The sequence below is a fragment of the Collinsella sp. CLA-ER-H6 genome, assembly GCF_040092305.1.
Lineage (GTDB): Bacteria > Actinomycetota > Coriobacteriia > Coriobacteriales > Coriobacteriaceae > Collinsella.
This window is the reverse complement of the sequence record NZ_JBBNLS010000007.1, coordinates 34,123-58,978: the sequence shown is the minus strand read 5'-3', so window position 1 is coordinate 58,978 and position 24,856 is coordinate 34,123. Positions and strand designations below refer to the sequence as shown.

The following is a 24,856-nucleotide window of genomic DNA, read 5'->3' as shown; positions in this document are numbered from 1 at the left end:
TTATCGCACGATGGGGGAGGCGGTGTGGGCGCGGTGCTAATCCAGTTTGGTACCTGGCACCTGCACGGCTTTCCCGAGCAACGCTTTGAGCTCGTTCAAAATCGAAACGGGCTGACGGTCGACGCCGTCCAGATGGAGCGTGGCCACGCGAATGGGCGGCTGATATTCAAATGGGCCAAAGAGCACGGGCGAACCCAGGAACCGCTCGATTTCCTCTGCAATCGCATCGGTTTCTTCGGGATCAAAGTCGTCGAAAAGAGCCACGAACATCGGCCCCGTCGAGCGGAACATACGACCCTTACCGCGCGAGCATTCCACCAGACAGGCGGCACATTCTGCCAAAACGCGGTCGCCCGCATCAAAGCCAAAGCGGGCATTGACCTGAGCGATATCATCGATTTTAATGGCGATCAACCCCGCCTTGCGCGCCACGCGACGCATTTCGCCAATGGCGTTGACCAGGGCGTGAATATCGCCCAAGCCGGTCACGGAATCGGTCGTATCTGCCAAGCTTCGGTTGATGATAATGCCCACATACATGCCGGGCTCGGTATCGGTGCCGTCCAAGCGGTAGCCCGTGCAGTCGCAAAGCACGTATTTTCCGGTGGCATCCATTACGCGATACTGCATGTAGTGGAAGTGCCACGTGCCGTTTATCACCATGTCGAGCTCGACACGTACGTTGTCGCGGTCCTCGGGATGAACGCGGGCGAGCCACATGTCGAGTGAGTTAAAAGGGTGCTGGGAGGACAGGTCAAAATCGCGCACGGCGTTAACCGACCATTGCGATTCTCCCGTATCGAGATTGAGGATAAACGGATAGCGCGTCTCGGAGCTCATGGAGATCGCTTGGAACACCCGGTCGTTGCAGGGAAGCTGATCGACGATTGGGCGTTGCGGCGCGTCATCGTCTTTCGGTTGCTGCACACGATGCATAAGCTTATAGCGATACATCTTGCGATCGGCATCCATTGTCATCTGGCGACGCGTGTCGCCAGCAAGTGGATCGACGCGCGAGCAGCCAAAGCTAAAGCTGCCGATCATGGGCGCCTTGCCACCTGAGCTCGCCTCGATCAGCCTGGTACGTACCTGCTCCAAGCGCTGCTCGAGTTCAATCTCGTTTGCGGAGAGCGAGATGAGCACAAACTCGTCTCCACCGATACGGAACAGCATCTCATCGTGCTCCATGGTTTCGGAGAGCGTGCGGCAGATGCTCAGAATATAGCGATTGCCTTCGGCGTGGCCAAACCTATCATTGCAATGCTTGAGATGGTCGATGTCAATATAGGCGCAGGTGAAGGGGTCGCCTTTGCGCCAGAGTTGCTCGACGTGACGGTCGAATCCGTTGCGGTTGCCCAAGTTGGTGAGCGGATCGATATAGGCGTTGCGCTCAAGCAGCTGGCGCTCTTGTTGCAGGATGGCATGCGTCTTTTGCAGTTGCTCGCCAACGGCGCGTAGCCCAGCAGGCAGCGCGGCAACATCGAGTTCGGCGGTCGAGACGCCGTTCGCAAGTCGCTGAAGATAGGCAATAATCGATTGCTCGCCCAGGCGATACGACTCGTTCATGATGGATAACCTCCTTGGGCGGAACAACGGTTTGTATCATATCCCCAATTCGGTTTGAATTGGGGATATAAGTTAGCTAATGGAGACAAATATCCCCTTCGACGGTGGCGTTTTGCGCGCGAGCGTATCAGTTGTTATTGCCGCCATCGAGCAATGCCTCAAAATCCTTCGCCTGCATGGGGCGGTAGTAGAGGAAGCCCTGAGCGTAGCGGGCGCCCATTTGTCGTAGCATGTTCGCCTGCTCATTTGTCTCGACGCCTTCGACCACGACGGGCAGATGGAGCGACTGCGCCATTTCGAGCATCGATGAAATGATTTGCGTGCTGCGGCCTTGATCGCGGTCGGTGGGCACAAAGGTGCGGTCGAGCTTGATGACGTCGACGTTGACGTTCTTGAGCATCGCGAGCGTGGACTGGCCGGTGCCAAAATCGTCCATGTAGGTCGAGAAGCCACGGGTGTGCAGATCCGCGGTCAGCTTATCCACGGCCTCGGACTCTCCGGTATAGGCGGTCTCGGTGATCTCGATGTGCATGAGTTCGGGCGGCAGGTTGTACTGGGCGGCGAGCGACCCCATATGCTCGGCGACATCGCAGGCAAGAATGTCTACGCGCGACACATTGAGGGAAATCGGAACCACGCGAAGTCCTCGATTGAGGCGCTCGCGGAGCCACATGGCGACGCCCTGCCAAACATATTTATCGAGCGTCACTACAAAGCCGCTTTCCTCGAGTGCGGGGATAAACGTTGCGGGCGAAATGAGAGAGCCGTCCTTGTTAATCCAGCGGGTGAGTGCTTCGGCGCCAATAATCTCGCCGGTTTCCATATCGACCTGGGGCTGAAGATAGTACGTGATGCGACCATTTGACAGCGCGTACTGGAATTCGGTCAGCGTGCGGTTGAGCACGATTTCGCGCTTGTACTCCTCGGGGCAAAAAATGGCAATGCGCTCCTTAAAGTCGTTTTTTGCGCGCCGATTGGTAAACATGGCCTTTGCCTGCGCATCGATGGTGATCTCCTCATTGGAATCGATGGGGTAAACGCCCATGGACGGCCAAAAACCTACGCCGCCATCATACCTGGCTACTGCCTCGCGAACGCGGTTGTAGATTTGATGGACGGTGATGTGCTTAAAGGGGATGAGTACGCAAAAGTCATCTCGGCCCCAGTACCCTGCGACGCCCATGCCGGCATTCTCGATGTCCTTGAGGACCGTGCCCACATCGGCAAGCAGGCGGTCGCCTTCGGCCTGTCCATACCATTCGTTAAACAGGCGCATGTGGCCCATGTCGACCGTGGCGATGCACCAGGCGCCGTCGCGCCTTGCCTCGAGAAAAGCGTTGGCGCGCCGCATAAACTCGCTGGGTCGATAGAGGCCCGTGAGCGAGTCGATACGTTCGGCGATGGCGCTTTTGCGCTCAGCCTCGGGTATGGGGAGGCTGTCGTTGGGAACAAGCCCGCCGGCCGTGCGAAGGCGACGGTCGAGTTCGCCTAAAACGGCGGTCGCCTGATGGGTTAAGTGCTCGTAAAATGCCGGGACGACAAGGCAGACGGGAGTAATGGTGTCGCCTGCGATTCGAACAGGAGCGAAAACGGCCTCTTTAAGGTGGCGGGTCAGTTGCTCGAATGCCTCGTGGTCCAGGTCGTTGCTGAGCACGACGAACTGGACGCTTCGTGAACGGTAGACCCGGCTCCTGCCGCGGGTGATCGACAGCATGCGGCCTGCGTATTCGGCAAGCATGTTGTCGACAGCCTCGGCCCCGTAGAGCTCGTTGAGCTTTGTCGTGCCACGAACGCGCACCGCTATAAGCCCTGTCTCGCAACGATCGCGGCGGCAGGCGTCGATGGCGTTGGCCAGCATGCGCTGCGTTCCGAGGCCTGTGGCGGCGTCGACGGTTTCGGCAAGTGAGTGGTTGACGAGCTCGCCGACATAGAGCGAGGGGACATTTCCGTCGCCGTCGATACGAAACCCGCGAGCACGGCAAAGGACGTAGTCGCCGACGGCGTTGCGCACACGATACTGCATGACGCGACGGTGCTTGGTGCCGTTGTAGACTTGGTCGATGTCGTTGATGCAGGCCTCAAGGTCGTCGGGATGGACGCGCGTTTTCCAGTAATCGCGACAGTTGTCTATGTGCTCCGAGGGAAGGCCAAGATCGCGCAAGGCACCTTGTGACCAAAGGGTGCGATGTTTGTCCAAGTTCTCGATAAAGAAATATCGGCCCTCATTGAGCATCGAAAAGGCGTCAAAAATTCGATCGCTTATTTCGAAGTCGTCGGCGTGAACTTGCGTGATATTGCGTCGATCGAGGTGCATGGCATGACGTAGCTTGTAGTCGTACATGCGATGGTCGGCATCGAGCGTCATGCGATTGGAAGCTTCGCCCAGGGCGGGGTCGGCATGTGACACTCCGTAGCTAAACGAGTGGGGCATCTCGGAATCGTTGTTTTTGAGCAGAACCGTTCGGCAGTGTTTCAGACGTTCGGCGAGGTCGTCCTCGGTTGCAATCGTAGATAGGATGGCAAACTCGTCGCCGCCTATGCGAAACGCCGCTTCGCCCACCTTCATATACAGATTAAGATAGAGACTTACCTGCAAGATATAGCGGTTGCCCTCGTCATGTCCAAAGACGTCGTTGCAGTGCTTGAGATTGTCGATATCGATGAACGCCATGGTAACGGGGGCGTCCTGCTCCCAGAGCTCCTCGAGGGAACGGGCAAAGCCGCCACGGTTGCCAAGCCCGGTAAGCTGGTCGGTAAAGGCGGTCCTGATCAGATCCTCCTGCCGCTCGAGAAGGTCGCGGACGGTCTTTTCGAGCGTTTCGGTGTAATTGCTGACAGTTTCCATGTTCTAAGTGGCTTTCTGAGGTCGGGGCGGATTGCGTCGGGCGAGCTCGTTGTGTACACGCGTCGTTGCTCAGCGCTTTGCATGTATCCAGGCCCCCGCCTTGCCGCGTTGTTGAGTTAATTTGCCGGCTAATGTTCGCTGTTGATAACAGCTGAGTAGTGTAAACAATAGTGCTCAATTATATATGGGTGCACATGCTGTGGGCGGCTATTGTTCGACAAGCGGTAGCGCGACGATGCGATGTTCGATAAAAATGCGACTGGGACGATATATGTTGACGGGTATACTTGTCCCGTTTGAATTTGTGGGGACGGAGATGGTCGCATGGCACAGTCAAATACGACGCGCACGGTGGGGCTGGCACTCGAGGGAGGCGGCTACCGCGGTATGTATACGGCGGGCGTGCTCGACGTTTGGATGGAGCACGGCTTAACTTGCGACCATATGGTGGGTGTCTCGGCGGGCGCGGCGTTTGGCTACAACTTTAAATCGCGCCAGATCGGCCGCGCCATTCGCTACAACAAGGCTTATTGCGCCGACAAGCGCTATGCGGGTGTAGCAAGCTGGCTGCGGACCGGCGATATGTTCAATGCCGATTTTGCCTATCACGAGGTGCCTATCGAGCGCGATCCCATCGACTTGGAGGCGTACCGCGCCTGCCCCATGCGATTTACGTGCGTGTGTACCGATATCGAGACGGGCAAGGCCGTCTATCACGACCTGCCCTATGGCGATGAGCGCGATATCGAGTGGATCCGGGCGTCATCGGCGATTCCTGTGGCGACGCGTCCCGTTGCTATTGACGGGCATAAGTATCTGGATGGTGGCGTGGCTGACTCTATTCCCAGCGCTTGGCTGTTTGCGCAGGGGTATGACCGCAACATCGTGGTACTCACGCAGCCGGCGGGCTTTGTGAAGCAGCCCAACAGCGTGATGCCCATGCTGCGTCGCGTGTTCCGTCACTATCCGGAGTTTGTCGCAGCGCTTGAGCATCGGCATGAGGTCTACAATGCCACGCTCGATGATTTGGCGCGTCGTGAGGCCGCCGGCGATATCTTTGTGGTGCGTCCGAGCGAATCGGTGAAGGTGCCGTCGCTGTGTCGTGAGCCCGATGAACTTGAGCGCATCTATCAGATTGGTCGCCGCGATGCGGAGGCGACTTTGCCGGCGTTGGAAGCGTATCTGGCGGGGTAAGGGTCGCATGTGGAAAGCGCATCCCGGAATGGAGGTCCAAACTGGGATGCGCTTTCCATTGCTGAAGATGTGAGGCTGCGAATCGGCTGCTCGGCTTATGGCTATGCCTGCTGCCAGGTGTCGACAAGCTCCTTGGCCGCGGCGTAGGGGTCATCGGCGCTGCAGACGGCGCTCACCACAAAGAAGCCGTTGACGCCGGTGGCCTTAAGCTGCGGCAGGTCGGCTGTCTTAACGCCGCCGCCCACCACGATGGGCACGGGGCTTGCCGCGTGGAGGGCGGTCAGGTCCTCAAAGCTCTTGGTGATGATGGAGCCATCGGCTGCGCGTCCGCAATCGCGCTTGGTCTCAGTCTCGTGGAGTGGGCCGATGCCCAGGTAGTCGACTAGGCTCATGTCGGCGGTCTTGACGTACTCGAGCATCTCCTCGCAACGGGCCGAAAGGCCCACGATGGCGTCGGGACCCAAAAGTTTGCGGCAGACCTCGACGGGAATATCGCTCTGGCCCACGTGCACGCCATCGACAGCAATACCCTGCTCACGCGCGGCAAGTACGCAGTCCAGGCGGTCGTCGATCAGCAAGGCGACCTGACCGGTCTTGCCAGCCTGTGCGATTGCCTGCGCGGCGTCGCCGGTCAGCGCGATGATCTCGCGGGCGCTTGCCACCTTGGAGCGCACCTGGATGCAGGTAAAGCCGGCATCGAGCGCCTGGGTCACTACATCGCCCACGGGGCGCCCCAGCGTGTTTTCGGGGCCGAGTACCAGATAGGCCGAGATATCAAGGTTGTCGCGGATGCTCATCGTGCTTCCTCCTGCTTTTTGATCTGCGCTTCCATGCGCTCGAGCTTGCCGGTCATGGTGTCGGTAAATCCGGGTCGAATATCGGCTTTGAGCACGACTTCGGTGCGGATACCCTTGCTCGCCAACACAAAGGTTGCGTCGCGCACGACCTGCATGACCTCGTCCCAGTCGCCCTCGATCTCGGTGAACATCGAGGTGGTGCGGTTGGGAAGACCGCTCTCGCGAATGACGCGCACGACCTCAGCGACCTCGGCGGACAGCTCGTCGCCGGTGCCGCACGGGGCGATGGCCACGGCGACGAGCGTGTTCATGCCGGCATTGGTTACGGGCTCGGACATGGCTTATGCCTCCTCGAGCTCGAGTTGGTTATCGGCGATGTCCTGGGCGGTCGCGCGGTAGAGCTCATCGATAAAGGCGACCTTAAAGCTTGCCGGGGCGTCGGCGACAGCGGCGGCACGCGTGCCGGCCACGTTGTAGACGGCGGCGCCGCAGACGGCTGCCGTAAACGGGTCGGCGGCGCAGGCGTACACGGCCAGCACGCCGCCCTGCGAGCAGCCGCAGCCGGTGATCTTGGACATGAGCGGGCTGCCGCCGTGGGACTTGGCCACGGTCGTGCCGTCGGTAATCAGGTCGACTTCGCCCGAGACCACTACGGCGCCGCCGGTGTAGCGGGCGAGCTCCACGGCGGCACCACGGGCGGCGTCGACCGTGTCGGTGGTATCGACACCGCGCACGCGGCTCAGATCGGCCGTCTCGCCCTCAAGACCCCACAGGCCGGCGAGCGCGATAATCTCGGAGGCGTTGCCGCGCACGATGGCGGGCTTGTACTGCTTGAGCTCGTTTACCAGCTGGGTGCGCAGGCTACCGATGCCCAGGCCCACCGGATCGAGCACCCAGGGCTTGCCGGCGTCGTGTGCCGCCTTCGCCGCGCGGGGAATCGTCTGCTCGTAGATAGGGAAGAGCGTGCCCATGTTGAGATAGATGGCGCCGCCGCCGGCAACGAGCGCTTCGCCCTCGTCGGGCAGATAGACCATGGCGGCCGATCCGCCCACGGCGAGCTGTGCGTTGGCGACAAAGTCGATCGTCACCGTGTTGGTGATGGAGCCGGCCATCGGATTGGTGGCGCGAATCTCCTCTACGGCCTTGACCACATTTTGCTTAAGCTGTTCCGAATCAATCACTGCACATGCCTCCTTGGCATAGAAAAGGGGCGCTGTGCATAGACAGCGCCCCTGTAAAGGCGGCATGCTCCCTACGCCAGCATTAACTGACAGGTTCAAAGGATTGGGCCCCATGCCCTCTCAGCCTTGTGGTTTGCACCGCCGGCACTCCCGCATCGAATCTGTTGTTCCCTATACTAGCGCACCTGCCAAAAAGGGACAGGTTTATTTTGGCAGGTCGTTACAATAGGTAGGACCGATACGAATGGGGGCCTTATGATTAAACTTGTGCTGACCGATATGGACGATACGCTGATTCCAGCCGGGCATGACGGCGCCAGCGACTACGCCATTGAGGGTATTCATGCCATGCAGGCGGCGGGTCTGCACTTTGGGCCGGTTTCGGGTCGTCAGCCGTCCGCGATGGGCTGGATGTTCAAAAACCGTTCCGAGTGTTTTTCGACCGGTGCGTTCTGTAACGGCCAGGTGATGTTTGTCGACGGCGAGGTTGTTGCCTCCCGTGCGAGCGACAACGGTGCCCTCATGCGTCTTGCCGACTATCTTGAGCAAGAGACCGACGATACCTATCTGAAGGTCTATAGCCTGGGCGATGACTTTTGGGGCAACGATGCCTATTGCGTGACGAGTGATCCCGAGCGTGTTCGTCGCGCCATGGAGTCGGGCGGCAACGCATGGCTCAAAGGCGAAGAAGCCCCGTGCCGTCCCGTCGTCGATGACTCGCCGGTGTTTAAGGCGAATATCTGGAGTGCCCGTTCGCGTGAGGAGCTCGCGGAGCTACGTGAGCGCGTTGCCGCCGAGGTGCCGGAACTCTCGCTCGTGTTTCCCAACAACCGAGTGCGCCTGTTTGACATCCTTCCGGCTGGTTGGGACAAGGGCTGCGCTGCGCTGGAGCTAGCGCGCGCTTTGGGCCTGACGCCCGATGAGGTGGCCGTATTTGGCGATTCCGATAACGACCTGCCCATGATCGATGCCGTTCCCAACTCCGTTGCAGTCGCCAATGCCAACGAGGCTGTCACGGCTGCCGCGCGCTGGCATATCGGCGCTGCGGCAGACGATGCGGTTGCCGGGGCTTTGCATCAGATTGCCGCTTGCGCCGCGACGGGGGAGATGCCGCCGTTTATGCGCCTGCCGGGTACTGCCGACGCGAATCTCACGAACAGCTAAGGAGACAGCCATGAAGCTCCAGCAGCTCAGATATGTCGTCAAAGTTGCCGAATGCGGCAGCATTACCGAGGCCTCGCGCCGGCTCTTTGTATCGCAGCCTTCGATTACCGCGTCGATTCGCGATCTCGAAAACGAGATGGGTGTGCACATCTTTGAGCGCACCAACAAGGGCGTCATTGTGTCCGAGGAAGGCGAGACCTTCTTGGGCTATGCGCGCCAGGTACTCGACCAGGCCGACCTGCTCGAGGGCAAGTACAAGGGCGCATCCGAGCAGGTGCCGCACTTTAGTGTGAGCTGCCAGCATTATTCCTTTGCCGTCAACGCGTTTGTCGACGTGATCCGCGAGTTCGATGCCGCGCGTTACGACTTCACCCTGCGCGAGGAGCAGACTCACGAGATTATCGAGGATGTCGCGCATATGAAAAGCGAACTGGGCATCCTGTACTTATCCGAGCATAACCGCGAGGTCATCGAGCGCATGCTGGTGGCCAACGAGCTCGTGTTCGAAGGACTCTTCTGCGCCACGCCGCATGTCTTCGTCTGCGCCGACCATCCGCTGGCGGACCGCTCCAGCGTGACGCTCGAGGATCTGGAAGACTACCCGTTCCTGTCCTACGAGCAGGGCAGCTATAACTCGTTTTACTATTCCGAGGAACTGACCTCGACGTTTGAGCGCCGCAAGAATATCCGCGTGCGCGACCGCGCGACGTTGTTCAACCTGGCCATGGGCCTCAACGGCTACACGGTATGCTCGGGCGTGATCAGCCACGAGCTCAACGGCCCCGGCATTATCTCGATTCCGCTCGACGTGGACGAGTACATGGAGATTGGCATCATCACGCGCAAGAACACGACGCTTACGCGCTACGGTCAAGCCTATATCGACGCGATCCGTCAGCATATCTAGACTGCTGCGTCCTGTACAGGTCAAATCTCTTCATGGCAGTCCCAACTGATATAGGAAGCATCTATATCAAACTGTTATAAACGTATATTTTACGATGGCTATATGAGCGCTCATACTTTGTCCCAGTAAAGCAACCAATGCAAAGGGAGATATCTATGAGTGCTTTAACCACGCTGAACGCGCCGTTTCGCGCCGATATCGTCGGCAGCTTTCTTCGTCCACAGGCCGTAAAGGACGCCCGTGCCGCCTATGCTGCGGGCACACTCGACGCCGCCGGCCTTAAGGCCGTCGAGGATGAGGCCATTCGCGACCTGGTGGACAAGCAAAAGTCCGCTGGCCTGCAGGTGATTACCGATGGCGAGTTTCGCCGCAGTTACTGGCACCTCGACTTTATGTGGGGGCTCAACGGCATTGAACGCCGTACCTCGCGTACGGGCTATATGTTCCACGACGAGGAGACCACAGCCGACACCGCCGTGGTAACCGGCCCCATTAGCGGCGAGAACCATCCGTTCGTCGAGCACTTTAAATTTGTCAAGGCGCTCGAGGGGGAGGGCCAGGTCGCGCGGCAAACCATTCCGGCGCCGATCCAGACGTTCTCCGAAGTCACGCTCGACCGCTGCGACGGCCAGCAGGAGAGCCTGCGCGCTGTCTATAAGACCGATGAGGAACTTGCCGACGCCATCGCAGCCGCTTATCGCACGGTGATCGCCGACCTGTACGCAGCAGGCTGCCGCAACATCCAGTTTGATGACTGCACCTGGGGCATCTACTGCGACACCGATTTTGTCGCCAAAACCGGCATGAGCCCGGTCGACCTGCAAAAGGTAAGCGAGCTGGGCGTGGCGCTCAACAATGCCGCCATCGCGGACAAGCCCGACGATCTGGTCATCAACACGCATGTGTGCCGCGGCAACTACCACTCCACCTATGCCTTCGAGGGCGGCTATGACCCCATCGCGCCGTACCTGTTCGCAAACGAGAACGTTGACGCATTTTACCTGGAGTTCGATACGCCGCGTGCCGGTGGCTTTGAACCGCTGAAGTATGTTGCCCCCGGCAAGAAGGTCGTGTTGGGCCTGGTGACCACCAAGGCCGCTGAGCTCGAGAACGAGGATGTTATCGTCGAGCGCATCCGCGAAGCTGCAAAGTACGTGCCGCTCGAGAATCTGTACCTGTCGCCCCAGTGCGGCTTTGCCAGCTGCGAGATTGGCAACAAGCTGACCGAGGATGAGCAGTGGGCGAAGATCGCGCTGGTCAAGCGCATTGCCGAGCGCGTTTGGAAGTAACGCTACCGTTTGCAGGTGACGGCGCGTGCGAGACATGGCGTATCACGTACAATGGTTCGGATCGTATCGTTCGGGCAGGTTATCCGATATGCCTGATCGCCCTTCCATCATGAAAGGACATCCATGCCCCAGTTCTCGACGCCCACCGTATCTGAACTCGAGGAGACTGTCGAATAGTAGCTGCGTTCAGCCAAATTAAAAATGGCGTCCATGCGTATGTACGCGTGGACGCCATTTTTAATGCGTCAGTATCCAGTGGATGCCGCGCGCCATGCGCAGGTCAGTTTGGGCAAAATGATTGCCGGGGTTGAGCTCCAGCGTTGTTGGGATGTCGCGCTCGATAAACAGCTCTTCCATCGCACGCGTATCGTCGAGTACGTGCCTCATCATGCGGTTGGGCGTCTTGGTTTCCTTTTTACCGAGCGACAGATAGGCGGCGTCGGGCGTAGCCGTCATCGTGCGCTCGCGCGCGTAGTCGATAAAGCCGGGGAACCACAGCGACCCCGATGCACTCGCCACGCGCTCAAAGACATCTGTTTGCCAAAGCGCCCACAGTGCAAAAAGACCCGCCAACGAGTAGCCGGCAACGCCGCGCCAGGCGGGCGGTTGCGGGAGCGATGATTCGGCCTGGGGGATTATCTGCTTCAACAACTCGTCAAGAAAACCAGCAGCCTGTCCGCCAAAGGGCTCGGCATCTCGTATAGTTCCCTCACATTCCCAGGGGCTCAGCTCGCGATTCCAATCGAGCCCTCCAATGGCGACAAGGGTGAACGGCGGGCAGTCGAGCTCTCGGCAGCGCTCGTAGGCTTCACTACCGTCGCCCATAACCACGGGGAGATAGATGACGGGCGCGCCTTCCGCACACTCTGAATAAACGGTTATCTGCTTATGATGCGCTTCCAAGGCAGGCTTCTCTCGGTGTCGTGATATTGACAGCCTCAATTGTCGCACGCTGGCACGGGGGGAGACGCTAAAAGAAAGGCGCGGAGCCGCTCGATGCGACTCCGCGCCTTGTTGTTTTGCTTTAGCAGACTATGCCGTTACGCCACGAAGAAGTAGACAAGGAAGGCAAGGGCTGCGATCCACATGAGCGGCTTGATCTTGGAGGCCTCGCCCTTAAAGAGCGCGACGATCACGTAGGCGATAAAGCCCAGGCCGATGCCGGCAGAGATGGAGTAGGTGAAGGGCACGCCGGCGACAATCATGAACGCCGGGAAACCCTGCGACACGTCGGACCAGTCGATCTCGGAGGCCTCGCTCATCATGAGGTAGCCGACGTAGACCAGAGCACCGCAGGTGGCGGCGCTGGAAACGATGGTGACGATGGGGGAGAAGAACGCGGCGAGAATGAACAGCACGCCGGTGGTGACGGAGGTGAGGCCCGTGCGGCCACCGTCGGCGGCGCCGGAAGTGGACTCGACGAAGGTGGTGATGGAGGAGACACCCATGAAACCGCCCACAGCAGCGGCGGCGGAGTCGACGATCAGGATCTCCTTGATATTCTCGACGTTGCCGTCGTCGGTGAGGAACTCGCCCTGCTTGGCCACGGCCATCGCGGTGCCCATGGTGTCGAAGAAGTCACTCATGAGCAGCGAGAACGAGATGACGAGGAGCGCGGGGTCGGTAAGGACCTTGACGATGGCGGGCACGCCGCCGGCGTCGGCGATGGGGCCACCGATGCTCGAGAAGTCGAGCGGGGCGATGATACCGGTCGGAGCCTGGGTCACACCTAGGGGGATACCGGCGATGACGGCGACGACGATGCCGATGAGCAGCGAGCCGGGGACGTTGCGGCAGGCGAGGGCGACCGTCACCAGGATGGAGATGATGCCGACGATGAAGGTGGGGGAGGTGATGTCGCCCAGACCGACGAGTGTACCGGCGCCAGCGGTGATAATGCCGGCATCGCACAGGCCAATCATGGCGATGAACAGGCCCAGACCCACTGAGATGGCGTGACGCAGGACAACCGGGATGGCGTCCATGATGGCCTCGCGCAGGCCACAAAGCACGAGCAGCAAGATGACGATACCCTCGAGGAAGATGACGCTCATGGCCACGTGCCAGTCACCGCCGCAGACGGTGGTGGTGATTCCGGCGATCATCGCGTTGACGCCTAAGCCCGACGCGCAGGCGAGCGGGCGGTTGGCGAAGATGCCCATGCAGATGGTCATGATGCCGGCGCCCAGGCAGGTGGCGCAGGCGAGCGCTCCCGCATCGATGCCAGCGCCCGAGAGCACCGCGGGGTTGACGGCGATGATGTAGGCCATCGCCAGGAATGTTGTCAGTCCAGCGCGGAGTTCGGTCCCGATTGTGGACTTGCGCTCACTGACGTGAAAAAGTTCGTCCATGCATACCCTTTCCTTGTTCGGCCCCGAGTTTAGGCCGATTGACACGAACTCAACTACTATAGCCCCTTTACGACGCTGTTGTTCCTCGCATGTTGATGTTCGGCGCTTTGTAGCAGACGGACGGTATTTTTCGCATGAAAATGTGTGGGTACCGTATACTTAAGCGGTTACAACGACCCCTATGGAGGAACGTATGATTAAAGAGCTTTGCCACGACGAGGCTATCCTGTCCCAGCGTTGCGAGGTTGCGACCGTCGAGGACGAGTCGGTCGCACAGGACCTGATCGATACCATCAAGTCGCTCGACGATGCCGGCTGCCTTGCCGCTAACCAGATTGGCGTTACCAAGAAGGTTTGCGTCTACCTGGACGATGCCGGCGAGCCTCACGTACTCTACAACCCCCGTCTGGTGTTTGGCCTGGGCGCCAGCAAGATGGAGGAGAGCTGCCTGACGCACGAGGAGGTCACCAAGTCCACGCGCTATATCAAGTGCAAGGTCGCCTTTGATCAGATCGTCGACGGCAAGATGAAGGAGTGCCGCCGCGACTACGCGGGCTTTGAGGCACAGATGGTCCAGCATATGATCGACCACTGTCTTGGAAAGTTGGTCTAAGGGGACCAAAGCACCGCACCTTGCCGCTCAATCGTCGCTCGCGTACCTTAAGTACGCTTCGCTCCTCTTTCGTGGCAATCTGCGGCACTTTGACCCCTTAGACGACCTGCGGGGTTAACTTGGTTGAGTTTATCCTGCTTGAATAGCCCGGGCATGACATTGTTGTCATGTCCGGGCTTTTGTGTTTAGCGCCTTTTTGTTTGGAGACAATGAAATTAGCAAGAACGTAAAGCTAGGAGGCGCTATGTGTACGAGTATTCGATTTACCGATAATTCTGGCCACATGTATCTGGGCCGCAATCTCGACTGGAGCTTTGACTACGGCCAACAGGTTCGCGTGATGCCGCGCGGGTTTCACATTCCGTATTCGTTTATCGACGACGCGACAGCGGCGCACGCGGTGATCGGTATGTGCATCGATTACAAGAACTACCCTATGTTTTTCGATTGCGGCAACGATGCGGGCCTCGCCGTGGCGGGTCTCAATTTCCCGGGTTATGCCGAGTATGCCGAGGATCCTGTCGACGGCAAGACCAATATCGCGGCCTATGAGTTTCCCCTGTGGGTGGCAGCGACGTTCTCGACGGTCGATGAGGTCGAGGCCGCGCTGCGCGACACGGTGATTGTCGCCAAATCTGCCGGAGAGGGGCTGGGCGTGTCGCTGCTCCATTGGATTATCGGCGACAGTCAGCGCAGCATCGTGGTCGAGATGATGGCTGACGGCCTGCATGTATACGACGATCCGGTCGACACCCTTGCCAACCAGCCGACCTTCCCGTGGCACATGGAAAACCTGCGCACCTATATCACCGCCACAAGCGATTTTCCGCAGACGGCGACATGGCGTGGTGCCGAGCTCAAGCCCTATGGAGCCGGTGCCGGCATGCGCGGCATTCCGGGCGATTGCTATTCGCCGAGCCGTTTTGTAAAGGCGGCGTACCTCAATGCCAATTACCCGCAAAAGGAGAGCGAGACCGAAAACGTCGTTCGCATGTTCCGCTCGCTCGAGGGCGTGGTGATGATCGAGGGAGCGTCCAGGATGGGCGATGGCAAGTTCGAGAAGACTATCTACACCGGATGCTTTAGCGCGCGCACGGGCAATTATTACTACGCGATGTATGGGGATCCGTCGATTCGCTACGTGAGCCTGATGGATGCCGAGGGCGCGAGCCCCGATAGGCTCGTGGTTCCCGAGCCGCGCCGTTCGTAGCCGATAGCTTTACCGCAATGCAAAACGGCCCTGCATCTCCCGTGAGGTGCAGGGCCGCTTTCGTTGATTTGTGACGTCGCTAGAAGTTGGCGTCGTTGAGTTGTTCACTTTCGAGGCCGTCGAGCTGTTGCTGTTCGGGCGTATCGGCGACACTCTCGAGCAGCTCGGTGGGATCGACGTTCATGCTCTTGCCGGCCTCGTTGCCGTTGACCAAGTCGTCCGAGAAGATGTCGACTTCCATTTCCTCGGCCTCTTCGATCTGGATCTCGAGCGGCACCTGGGTGCGCACGAGTTTGACGGCCGGGCGCATGCGGGCAAAGAGCGGTACGTACTCGATGATGATGGCCGAGTTCTCGAGACCATACCAACGTGCCGGGCTTCCGCAGGCGCGGCGGACGGCGTACTTGATGGCCATGACGCGATGGTCGTTGCGGTTGATGTCCGTTTCGGGGGCAAGCATCTTGCGCAGCATGCAAAAACGGAAGTCGCCCACGTTGCCGCGCGTCTCGTAGATGGAGTAGGTGTGGTGCTGCGGCGGCAACTCACCCGAGGCCATCAGGTCGCCAACGATCTGGCGCAGGTAGGCGTTGATGCGCTGATTGACCTTAAAGCCCAGGTCCAAGCGCACGCGGAACAGGAAGTCTGTGCCAAAGGTCTCAACGGAATACTCGTGCGTATAGGGCTCGTCGGTAACGTGTACGTTGATGAACCAATATGCCTTGGCGCGCTTGGGGTGCTTGTCCAGGATGGAATAGAGCACGTCGCGGTCGAGCGTGAGCGGGTCGGGGCTGTTGGTGAGGAACACCAGATTGTCGGCGAGCACGGGGTAGGTCTCGTCATTGCGCAGGCGGTTGAGCTGGTCGATGTACTTGGAGACGGGCAGCAAAATCGTCTGCGTGCGCTCGATGGCGGTGCCGCGGCGCCACACGTACATAAGGCCAAACAGCAGTGCGGCCAGGAAGATCATGACGTAGCCGCCGTCAAAGAACATGGTGAGGCACGAGGCGAAGAAGCACAGCTCAATGGCACCGAAGAGCAGGGCGAAGACGCAGGCGCCCAGCTTGTGCTTGAGAATGCCAGCGATATAGCTCGTCAAAAGCGTCGTGGTCATGAGCATGGTCACGGTAATGGCGAGGCCGTAGGCGCTCTCCATGCGTTCGGAGTTTTGGAACAGCAGCACGATGAAGATGCAGCCGACCCACATGATGTTGTTGACGAGTGGAATATAGAGCTGGCCCTTGGTGTCGCTGGGGTAGTGGATGCGCAGATGCGGCATAAGGTTGAGGCGCGTTGCCTCGGATACCAGCGAGAATGAGCCGGTGATGAGCGCCTGCGAGGCGATGATGGCCGCCACGGCCGAAAGCACAATGGCAAAGGGGCGCAGGGGATCGGGAAGCATCATATAGAACGGGTTAACGATATCCATCGCGAGCATCTGGGGGTTGGAGTTGTTGGCGAGCAGCCAAGCGCCCTGACCCAGATAGTTAAGGATGAGGGCCGCCTTAACAAACGGCCAGGATGCGTAGATGTTGGCCTTGCCCACGTGGCCCATGTCCGAATAGAGCGCCTCGGCGCCGGTCGTCGACAGGAAGACGAAGCCGAGCACCATGATGCCCGAGTGGTTGATGGGCGAGAACAGGAACATAATGCCGCGGATGGGGTTGAGCGCGCGCAGGATGGACAGGTTGCCGAGCATGTTGAACAGGCCGGCGCCAGCCAAGAACAGGAACCACAGCGTCATAAGCGGGCCGAACAGCTTGCCGATTGACGAGGTGCCGGCGCGCTGCATGGCAAACAGACCGCAGATAATGATGATGGTGATGATGATCACATTGGTCTGACCGTCACCCAATAGCGCGTGGCCCCACTCGATAGTACGCAGGCCCTCAATGGCTGTGGTGACCGTGACCGCGGGGGTGAGGATGCCGTCGGCGAGCAGCGCCGCGCCGCCGATCATGGCGGGGAGAATCAGCCATGGCGCCACCTTGCGCACGAGACTGAACAGGGCGAAGATGCCGCCTTCGTTGTGGTTGTCGGCCTTCATGGCGATTACCACGTACTTGACCGTGGTCACGAGCGTCATGGTCCAGATGACGAGCGAAAGCGCGCCCAGGATCATGTCCTCGCTGACGGTACCGATGCCGCCGTTGTTGGCGACGATTGATTTCATGGTGTACATGGGGCTCGTGCCGATGTCACCATAGACGACGCCGAGCGTTACGAGCAGCATGCCAGCGGAGAGGGGGATGGCTCCGTGCCCGCCTTGCCCGCGCTGGTCTTGGAGGTTTGCCTCCAGTTTATTGTGTGCCACGAGGACTCCCTTAGACATCCGGTTATCTGTCTAGGACAAAAAACTTTATGCCGTCTTTATACATACAAGAGCAGTTTGGCACATCGGGTTATTTTAGACAATAATCCTCAGCTGGGGATTATTTATCTACGCAGGTAGCATTTCAGAGCAGGGGCTTTTAAGCACGTACTGTCTGGGCGATGCCGGCCTTGGCGTTTGTGCGTTTGCCGGCGAGTTCGCAAAAAATCGCGCCGCCGATGATAAGCGCGGCGCCCATCAGGCGGACCGGTGTTATGGCTTCGCCCAAAAGGACGGCCGAGAACACGACGGCCGAAAGCGGCTCGAGGTAGCCGACGACCGCGACGGTCTGGACGGGCAGCTTGGCGACGGCACTAAAGTAGAGCAGGCAACCGATGCCGGTGTTGACGACGCCGAGCATGACGACGGCGCGCCAATCAATACTGGTGGCGACGCCGGCGGACAGGAATGAGGGAGCGCCCTGCGTGATGAGCGTGAGGACCAGCGCGGTCACAAAGGCGGCGCTCACCTGGAGCGTGGAGTTCTCGAGGCCTTCGATGTGTGGCGCACCCTTGCTAGCGATGACCATCAGCGCATAGCAAAATGCCGAGGCGATACCGCAGACGATGCCCGCAATGGGCATATTGCCGCCTAGACCTTGCGCTGCAATGAGAAAAGCACCACAAGCAACGGCGACAAAGCCGGCGATTTTGCCGCCGGTCAGCTTTTCGCCAAAGATGAGCGGGGAGAGCGCCATGACAATGATGGGGCCGCAGTAGTACAGCAGCGAGGATACGCCGACGCCGATCGTCTGGTAGGCGCGGAACAGAAAAATCCAGCTGGCGCCTAGCGCGGCTCCCGAGAGGAGGAGGGCTGCGGCTTCGCGGGGGCGAGATGGCGCCTGCAACTTATGGCGTTGGGTGATGGCGAGAATGGTGACAAGCGAGAGTGCGCCCAAAAACGTGCGTAGTAGCACGATATCGGAGCTCGGCAGTGCGATGGCGGCGGCGATGATGCCGTTGGAGCCAAACAATAGCAATGCTGCTAAGTACGTAAACAGTCCGTTGTTCATGCGTTTCCGTCCCCTCTATATTCGAGCATGTTCACTATGGGTGAACTGGCAATAGAAGAAAAGCGAATATAATGCATGGCAAACATGATAAAAACGCATGTAAAGGTTGAGGGGTGCCGTGGAAACGAATATTCAAAAGATGCAGGTGCTGCTGGAGACGGTGCGCGCCGGAAGCTTTACGCGTGCTGCCGAGCGCCTGAGCTATTCGCAATCGGGCGTGAGCCGTATGGTGGCCGATCTTGAGGCCGATTGGGGCTTTAAGGTGCTCGACCGCAGTCGCGAGGGCGTGGCTCTTTCTGCCGATGGGCGGCAGGTCATGCCGGCTGTCGAAGCGCTCTGTGAGGAATTCACTCGCTTGCAGCGACGGGTGGATGAGATGCGCGGGCTCATGCGCGGTAAAATCTGCATCGGTACGTTTTCGAGCGTGGCGACCCACGTGCTGCCGCCGGTGATTGCGCGCTTTCGCGCCGATCACCCGGACGTCGATTACGAGTTGCTGATGGGCGATTACTCAGAGATTGAACAATGGGTGGCAGAGGGCCGCTGCGATCTGGGCTTTATCCCGCGTGAACCCCGAGAAAACGGCATGGCATCGCGGTCTTTGGTGCGCGACGAGTTGATGGCGGTAGTGCCGGCGGACTCTTTGCTTGCCACGGCGGAGGTCGTTTCTCTTGCCGATTTAGCCAACGAGCAGTTTATTCTGCTAGAACGAGGCACCGATGATGAGATTACGCCGCTGTTTCGCCGCGCGGGCCTGGCGGTGCGCTCTAAGCTGTCGACCTGGGATGACTATGCGATTATGGCTATGGTCGAGGACGGCCTGGGCGTGAGCATTCTTCCCGCGCTCATCTTGCGCCGTTGTCAGTTCGATGTTGCTGTGCGCCCACTCGAGGGGCATCCCCATCGCCAAATCAACGCCATATATCGAACGGCCGATGTTTCGCTTGCCGCCGCCCGTTTCCTCGAATACCTCTAAACGTGTACACGTCATTGTCCGTTTTGGGCAAATCTCGGAGTTCGGTACGTTTTCTTATGAAATTGAACTTTCGAATGAGGCGCGGCGCTATACTGCTTGCTAAATTGAACCCCGGTTCAATTCGTGTTCTATAAATTGAACTTTGCCAGCAAGGAGGTTCCTGTGGCCCAAGAGACGTTTAGCGATCGCCTGCGACAGACTATGTCCAATCGCGACGTTCGCCAGTCGGACGTAATCCGCGCATCGGAGATGCTCGGCAAAAAACTCGGCAAGAGTCAGATGAGCCAATATGTGAGCGGCAAGACGATCCCGCGGCGCGATGTGGCTGAGCTGCTCGCCCGTATTTTGGAGGTCGATGTTACCTGGCTGCTCGCCGGCGACGCCGATCAAGGCGAGGCATCATCACCCCGCAACGATTCCAAGCCCGAACCCCATCCCTCAGCTCAAATTGCAAGGAGCACCACCATGCGTACTTTTTCTAAATCCACCAAACTCGACAACGTCCTGTATGACGTGCGCGGTCCCGTCGTCGACGAGGCCGCCCGTATGGAGGACGAGGGCGAGCGCATCCTCAAGCTCAATATCGGCAACCCGGCGCCCTTCGGTTTCCGCGCACCCGATGAGGTCATCAAGGACATGCGCCAGCAGCTGCCCGACTGCGAAGGCTATTCCAACTCGCGTGGCCTGTTCTCCGCGCGCAAGGCAATCATGCAGTATTCGCAGATCAAGGGCCTGCCCAACGTTCAGATGGAGCATATCTACACGGGCAACGGCGTGTCCGAGCTCATTCAGCTTTCGATGAACGCGCTGCTCGACAATGGCGACGAGATTCTGATCCCCAGCCCCGACTATCCGCTCTGGACGGCGTGCGCAACCCTTGCCGGCGGTCATCCCGTACATTATCTGTGCGATGAGCAGGCGGATTGGTATCCCGACCTGGAGGATATGGAGTCCAAGATTACGAGCGCGACCAAAGCTCTCGTCATCATCAACCCCAACAACCCCACGGGTTCTGTCTATCCGCGCGAGGTGCTCGAGGGCATCGTCGAGATTGCACGCAGGCATCAGCTGATGATCTTTGCCGATGAGATCTACGACCGCCTGTGCATGGACGGCTACGAGCACGTCTCGATTGCCTCGCTCGCTCCCGATCTGCCCTGCGTCACCTTTAGCGGCCTTTCCAAGTCGCACATGATCGCGGGCTATCGTATTGGCTGGATGGTGCTTTCGGGCAACCAGCGCTGCATGAGCGACTTCATCATGGGCGTCAACATGCTCTCGAACATGCGCCTGTGCTCCAACGTGCCGGCTCAGTCGATCGTTCAGACGGCACTCGGTGGCCATCAGTCCGTTAACGACTACATCCGTCCCGGCGGCCGTGTCTACGAGCAGCGCAACTTTGTGTATGAGGCGCTCAACAAGATTGACGGCATCTCGGTGGTTAAGCCGCGTGCAGCATTCTACATCTTCCCCAAGATGGATGTGAAGAAGTTCAACATCACCGATGACGAGCAATTCGCCCTTGACCTGCTGCACGAGAAGAAGATCCTGATTACGCGCGGCGGCGGCTTTAACTGGGGCGAGCCCGACCACTTCCGCATCGTGTACCTGCCGCGCATGGAAGTACTCAAAGAGTCCCTTGAAGACCTCGCCGACTTCTTTGACCATTACCGTCAATCATAACGACAGAGATAGTCTGTCATTTAACGGGCGGCCCGTAACAGATTCGGGTCGCCCGTTTTCTGTTAAAGCTCGCGTTGTCGGCGTCTCGATCGTTTGGGCGAGTGGGAATCGCGTGTGAACGGAAAACTATATTCCAAAATGGAATACAGTGTGCTTCAACTGGAATTGATGTCCGTGTGTCCGCTTTTTTAGAATGTTCTCGACAAGATGAAAGGCGGTCCCCACCAATGATTATCGATGCAAATTCCTACTGGTTTGACGAGCGCATCTTCCATGACGAGACACTCTGTGAACAGTTTTTGGCCGAGGTACCCCGCGCTTACGACACCGAGGGCTACCTGACCGTAAGCCCCACGGGCAAGCGACAGATTGTGATCGAAAAGCCCGCTGGCTTCCCAGGCCTCAACTATATCGAGGGAGACTACACCCTTGAGAAGCGTCTGGCAGACATGGACGAGGCGGGGGTCGATAAAGCGATTCTCAAGCTCCCCGGCTGCCATGAGTGGATGTCACTCGAGATGTGCCGGCGCTTCAACGACGGTATGGCCGCTGACGCAAAAGCGTCGAACGGTCGCTTGATGCCGCTTGTCGCCGTGCCTCCCTTTGGCACCGAGGCGAACCTCGAGGAGCTCGATCGCAGGCTCGACGAGGGTTTCGCGGGCGTGCAGCTCTGCGCCCACTACGGCAGGCGCTATCTTGACGATCCGATCTTTTCGAGCTTTTTTGAGCGCCTGAACGAACGTAGCGTCACCGTTTACGTGCACCATGTGCCCGTGCCGGTCGAGAACACGTCGTTGCTCGCATACGACAACCTGCGTCGCTCCTACGGCCGTTGCGTCGACCAGACCACGGCAATCGGTCGTGAAATCTTCAGCGACTTCTTCGAGCGTTATCCCAACGTCAAGATGGTCCACTCCATGCTCGGCGGCGCTTATTTTGCGTTTAAGGAGATGCTGCTGCCGCACGGTCCCAAGCGTCCAGATGCCTCGAGTCGCTTCCAGACCGATACCGAGACGGTCTCCAAGCGTCTTGAGAACAACGTTTATTTCGACATGTCCCATGCTCAGCCCTGGGGCGAGACGCTTCTTGCCTGTGCGGTTGAAGTCCTTGGTGCAGACCATATTGTCTTTGGTACGAGTTATCCCGTTAAACGCGAGTGGCTAACAGAGGGTGTCGCCTGCGTCCGCGCCACAGATTTAAGTGATACGGACAAGGACCTTATGCTTGGCGGCACGGCACAGCGCTTGTACGGCATCGAGTGAGCGACAGATAAAGGAGGGCGTTCGCCATGGATAAGGGAGAGATGAAGGCCGGAGCCGCCCGGGTGGCCATTAACTTAGAGGACGTATTGCCGTTCGACGGTTTCGACGCACTCCGTCATGAAATCTTTGCCCGTGCCTTCGTGGTCGAAGGGATGGGACGGCGCGCTTGCATCCTTTCACTTGAGGTTACCTCGATCGCTCCGGCCCTACTCGTCGATCTGCGTGAGGTTGTCAAGGATGTCTCCAATTGCACGGCGCCTTTTCTTGGGTGGTCCCGACCCACACGTTTTCTGCGCCTCACGTGCGCACCCTTGGGCATCTGGCCGACACCGATGCCCGCGATCGAAATGAGCGCTATCGTGCCGCGCTCATCGCCGCGACACGCGCGGCCGTTGAGCAGGCGGTTGCGGGCATTCGCTCTGTCACGCTCGCCTCGGCGGAGGGCTACTGTCCTGTGAACGTTAACCGCGACATTGAGACGCCGGCCGGCTGGTGGCTGGGAGTAGACCCCAAGGGGTTTGCCGACCACGCGATGCCCATACTTGTCGCGAGGGATGCCGAGGGCGGGCTCGTTGCCATGCTTGCGACGGCTGATGTCCAGTCTTCCGTGCTCGACGGATCGCACGATTCTCAGGGGAAGCGCTTGGTGAGCGGGGACCTCTTTGGCTTTGCCGCCACGGCTCTCGAGCGCGAATTGGGCGGAGTCGTGTTGCTGCTGCCCGGTGCCGCGGGGGATCAGAGTCCGGCGGAGCGCGCCGTGACCGTTGCGTTCGATTCGACCGGGGCGAAGCAAACGTTAGATGCTCACGAGAGTGGATATCGCATGCTGCATCGACAGGGTCGCGCTATGAGCGATGCGTTGATTGAGGCCGTCCGTGCGGCGCGTGAGGACGATGCCATCGGCGTCGATGCTCGCACGGTCGACGTCCTTTTGCCCGCCCAGACGCGCGCCGACTTCTGCTCATTGGCCCCGCATCGAACTTATGAGTTTCATGCGGCAGGCGAACAGCGTACGAGGGTCTATTTACTTCGGCTGGGAAATGCCGAGTTCGTTGGTATCCAGCCCGAGGTTTCGAGCTCGTTTGGCGCCGCCGTGCGCGCCGCCCGATTCTGCCCCGTGCTCTTTGCCACGCTTGTCAACGGAGGGCAGAAGTATCTGCCGGCCCCCGATGCGTACGAGAAAATCACCTATGAGGCCATGAACTCCGGCTTTGCCGCCGGCTCCCATGAGCGCCTCCTCCAAACCATCCTTGCCGCTTTGAACGCGGCGCGACAAAAAGGAGAACTTGCATGAATATCGGACATGCACGCCGCAAGATTACCCCGCAAGGCGACATCTATCTAATCGGATACCGTAACATCCCCAACCGTCTGGAGCCTGCGACAGGCGTCCATGATGACGTCTTCGCCAACGCGATTCTTTTCCAACAGGACGACCGCGAAGTTTTTCTCTTCAACGCCGATGTTCTCGAGTTTGAGGAGAGCATGGCCGAGGAGGTTAAGACGATGCTCGCCGAGCGCTACGGAATCGACCGTGATTGCGTTCTGCTCTCCGCGACGCACGACCACACTTCGATCGTCGCCTACCATCGCAGCTGGTGGACGGGAAAATTCAACGAGGACTACTATCGCTGGTTCCTCGATACCATCTGTCAATGCTTCGAAGAGTGCCGCGCCAACGCGCGACCTGCGACCTGTCGCATGGGCAAAAAAGTCATCACCGGTTTCTACGACAACCGCATCATTCCCGGAGAGCTTGCCGACAATGAGGTTATCGTGGTGTCGTTCTTCGATGACGAAGGCAAATCGTTTGCGGGCTTTGTGAACTGGGCAGTGCATTCTGCCTGCGTCGGACCCGACTGCACGGAGCTCACGAGCGAACTCGCCGGTCTTACCGGCAAAAAGCTCGCTCAGAGTCTTGGTTACTATCCGGCTATGGTCGTCGGTGCTGCTGGCGACTGTAGCGACCGCAATTTTCGCCAAGGGCGCGGCATTCCCGAGGTCGAGCGCGTTTCGACCGGTCTTGCCGAGGCGATTTCCCAGATCAAGCTCGATCGTGAGGTCGTTCTTGACCGCATCGAGCCTCAGACGTTCTATCACACCGTTGCCCATGACGACTTTTCGCTCACGCTTAAGTGTGCCGTCATCAGTCTGGGCGGCCTGCATCTCTTTGTGTTCCCGAGTGAGCTTGGCAGCGACCTGGGCATTCGCATGAAGCACGAATGCCCGGTCGAGGGAATAGTCTGCGGTTACACCAACGGCTATTTTGAGTATTTCCTTCCGGCGCGCGAGTACGGCCTCTCCTTTGAGACCGAGCGTACTCAGATTCCCCAGGGCGAACCGGAACGTCTGTGTGACAAGTTCTGCCAGACGACGAGACTTCTCGGCGCAGCAGCTTCGCGTCTGTAGGCCTGATTGCGTGGCATGGGCCAATGAGG

General features: G+C 59.1%; 20 protein-coding genes and 1 riboswitch. Of the genes, 11 read left to right on the top strand and 9 right to left on the bottom strand.

Annotated features, from left to right (window positions below):
* Positions 1-36 precede the first annotated feature (36 nt).
* Positions 37-1,566: a diguanylate cyclase gene (locus AAAX77_RS04440; RefSeq protein ID WP_349104952.1), complete on the bottom strand. Its 1,530-nt coding sequence runs from the start codon at positions 1,564-1,566 to the stop codon at positions 37-39.
* A 127-nt stretch (positions 1,567-1,693) separates the two neighbouring features.
* Positions 1,694-4,411: an EAL domain-containing protein gene (locus AAAX77_RS04435; RefSeq protein WP_349104951.1), complete on the bottom strand. Its 2,718-nt coding sequence runs from the start codon at positions 4,409-4,411 to the stop codon at positions 1,694-1,696.
* 324 nt (positions 4,412-4,735) lie between these two features.
* On the opposite strand from AAAX77_RS04435, the gene AAAX77_RS04430 reads away from it, so the two are divergent.
* Positions 4,736-5,605 carry a patatin family protein gene (locus tag AAAX77_RS04430; protein ID WP_195544246.1) on the top strand — a complete coding sequence of 290 codons (870 nt, stop codon included), beginning with the start codon at positions 4,736-4,738 and terminating at the stop codon, positions 5,603-5,605.
* A gap of 101 nt (positions 5,606-5,706) precedes the next feature.
* Here AAAX77_RS04430 and AAAX77_RS04425 read toward each other — a convergent pair whose 3' ends face one another.
* From AAAX77_RS04425 to thiM, 3 genes are read right to left on the bottom strand one after another with little or no spacing between them, the layout of a single operon-like run.
* On the bottom strand, positions 5,707-6,402 hold the full coding sequence (locus AAAX77_RS04425; protein ID WP_349104950.1) for a thiamine phosphate synthase: 696 nt from the start codon (positions 6,400-6,402) through the stop codon (positions 5,707-5,709).
* A complete protein-coding gene (locus tag AAAX77_RS04420) occupies positions 6,399-6,740 on the bottom strand; it encodes a thiamine-binding protein (protein ID WP_343000889.1) in 342 nt (113 codons plus the stop codon). Before AAAX77_RS04420 ends, AAAX77_RS04425 begins: the two co-directional genes overlap by 4 nt.
* Before the next feature lie 3 nt (positions 6,741-6,743).
* Complete coding sequence (thiM, locus tag AAAX77_RS04415) at positions 6,744-7,583, bottom strand: hydroxyethylthiazole kinase (protein WP_349104949.1); 840 nt, start codon at positions 7,581-7,583, stop codon at positions 6,744-6,746.
* A 51-nt stretch (positions 7,584-7,634) separates the two neighbouring features.
* A riboswitch (TPP riboswitch) is annotated at positions 7,635-7,745 on the bottom strand.
* 93 nt (positions 7,746-7,838) lie between these two features.
* Between thiM and AAAX77_RS04410 the strand changes: the two genes are divergently transcribed.
* The 3 genes from AAAX77_RS04410 to AAAX77_RS04400 all read left to right on the top strand — a co-directional run bounded on the left by AAAX77_RS04410 (position 7,839) and on the right by AAAX77_RS04400 (position 10,943).
* The gene (locus tag AAAX77_RS04410; protein ID WP_349104947.1) at positions 7,839-8,747 is read left to right on the top strand and encodes an HAD family hydrolase; all 909 of its coding nucleotides are present in this window, start codon (positions 7,839-7,841) and stop codon (positions 8,745-8,747) included.
* 10 nt (positions 8,748-8,757) lie between these two features.
* Positions 8,758-9,654: a LysR family transcriptional regulator gene (locus AAAX77_RS04405; protein ID WP_117636881.1), complete on the top strand. Its 897-nt coding sequence runs from the start codon at positions 8,758-8,760 to the stop codon at positions 9,652-9,654.
* A gap of 155 nt (positions 9,655-9,809) precedes the next feature.
* On the top strand, positions 9,810-10,943 hold the full coding sequence (locus AAAX77_RS04400) for a 5-methyltetrahydropteroyltriglutamate--homocysteine S-methyltransferase (RefSeq protein WP_349104946.1): 1,134 nt from the start codon (positions 9,810-9,812) through the stop codon (positions 10,941-10,943).
* A gap of 237 nt (positions 10,944-11,180) precedes the next feature.
* Here AAAX77_RS04400 and AAAX77_RS04395 read toward each other — a convergent pair whose 3' ends face one another.
* Both AAAX77_RS04395 and AAAX77_RS04390 read right to left on the bottom strand, forming a co-directional pair.
* The gene (locus tag AAAX77_RS04395; RefSeq protein WP_349104945.1) at positions 11,181-11,846 is read right to left on the bottom strand and encodes an alpha/beta hydrolase-fold protein; all 666 of its coding nucleotides are present in this window, start codon (positions 11,844-11,846) and stop codon (positions 11,181-11,183) included.
* A gap of 137 nt (positions 11,847-11,983) precedes the next feature.
* The gene (locus AAAX77_RS04390; protein WP_227790222.1) at positions 11,984-13,294 is read right to left on the bottom strand and encodes an NCS2 family permease; all 1,311 of its coding nucleotides are present in this window, start codon (positions 13,292-13,294) and stop codon (positions 11,984-11,986) included.
* 193 nt (positions 13,295-13,487) lie between these two features.
* Here AAAX77_RS04390 and AAAX77_RS04385 point away from each other — a divergent pair, with 193 nt between their 5' ends.
* Together AAAX77_RS04385 and bsh are read left to right on the top strand one after the other, a co-directional pair.
* Positions 13,488-13,907 carry a peptide deformylase gene (locus tag AAAX77_RS04385; RefSeq protein ID WP_195919495.1) on the top strand — a complete coding sequence of 140 codons (420 nt, stop codon included), beginning with the start codon at positions 13,488-13,490 and terminating at the stop codon, positions 13,905-13,907.
* A gap of 244 nt (positions 13,908-14,151) precedes the next feature.
* Positions 14,152-15,117: a choloylglycine hydrolase gene (gene bsh, locus AAAX77_RS04380; protein WP_138341130.1), complete on the top strand. Its 966-nt coding sequence runs from the start codon at positions 14,152-14,154 to the stop codon at positions 15,115-15,117.
* A 79-nt stretch (positions 15,118-15,196) separates the two neighbouring features.
* On the opposite strand, the gene AAAX77_RS04375 is transcribed toward bsh, so the two are convergent.
* Together AAAX77_RS04375 and AAAX77_RS04370 are read right to left on the bottom strand one after the other, a co-directional pair.
* Positions 15,197-17,446 (bottom strand): KUP/HAK/KT family potassium transporter, encoded by a 2,250-nt coding sequence (locus AAAX77_RS04375; protein WP_349104944.1) that lies wholly within the window; start codon positions 17,444-17,446, stop codon positions 15,197-15,199.
* A gap of 139 nt (positions 17,447-17,585) precedes the next feature.
* On the bottom strand, positions 17,586-18,497 hold the full coding sequence (locus tag AAAX77_RS04370) for a DMT family transporter (protein ID WP_349104943.1): 912 nt from the start codon (positions 18,495-18,497) through the stop codon (positions 17,586-17,588).
* Positions 18,498-18,615: 118 nt separating this feature from the next.
* On the opposite strand from AAAX77_RS04370, the gene AAAX77_RS04365 reads away from it, so the two are divergent.
* From AAAX77_RS04365 to AAAX77_RS04345, 5 genes are all read left to right on the top strand, one after another.
* Complete coding sequence (locus AAAX77_RS04365) at positions 18,616-19,473, top strand: LysR family transcriptional regulator (RefSeq protein ID WP_349104942.1); 858 nt, start codon at positions 18,616-18,618, stop codon at positions 19,471-19,473.
* Positions 19,474-19,674: 201 nt separating this feature from the next.
* The gene (locus AAAX77_RS04360) at positions 19,675-21,156 is read left to right on the top strand and encodes an aminotransferase class I/II-fold pyridoxal phosphate-dependent enzyme (RefSeq protein WP_349105026.1); all 1,482 of its coding nucleotides are present in this window, start codon (positions 19,675-19,677) and stop codon (positions 21,154-21,156) included.
* A 227-nt stretch (positions 21,157-21,383) separates the two neighbouring features.
* Positions 21,384-22,418, top strand: a complete 1,035-nt coding sequence (locus tag AAAX77_RS04355; RefSeq protein WP_349104941.1) for an amidohydrolase family protein — start codon at positions 21,384-21,386, stop codon at positions 22,416-22,418.
* A 247-nt stretch (positions 22,419-22,665) separates the two neighbouring features.
* Positions 22,666-23,712: a hypothetical protein gene (locus tag AAAX77_RS04350; protein WP_349104940.1), complete on the top strand. Its 1,047-nt coding sequence runs from the start codon at positions 22,666-22,668 to the stop codon at positions 23,710-23,712.
* Entirely contained in the window at positions 23,709-24,827 is a 1,119-nt protein-coding gene (locus tag AAAX77_RS04345; RefSeq protein ID WP_349104938.1) for a neutral/alkaline non-lysosomal ceramidase N-terminal domain-containing protein, read from the top strand. The genes AAAX77_RS04350 and AAAX77_RS04345 overlap by 4 nt, the downstream gene beginning before the upstream one ends.
* The last annotated feature ends 29 nt before the right edge of the window (positions 24,828-24,856 follow it).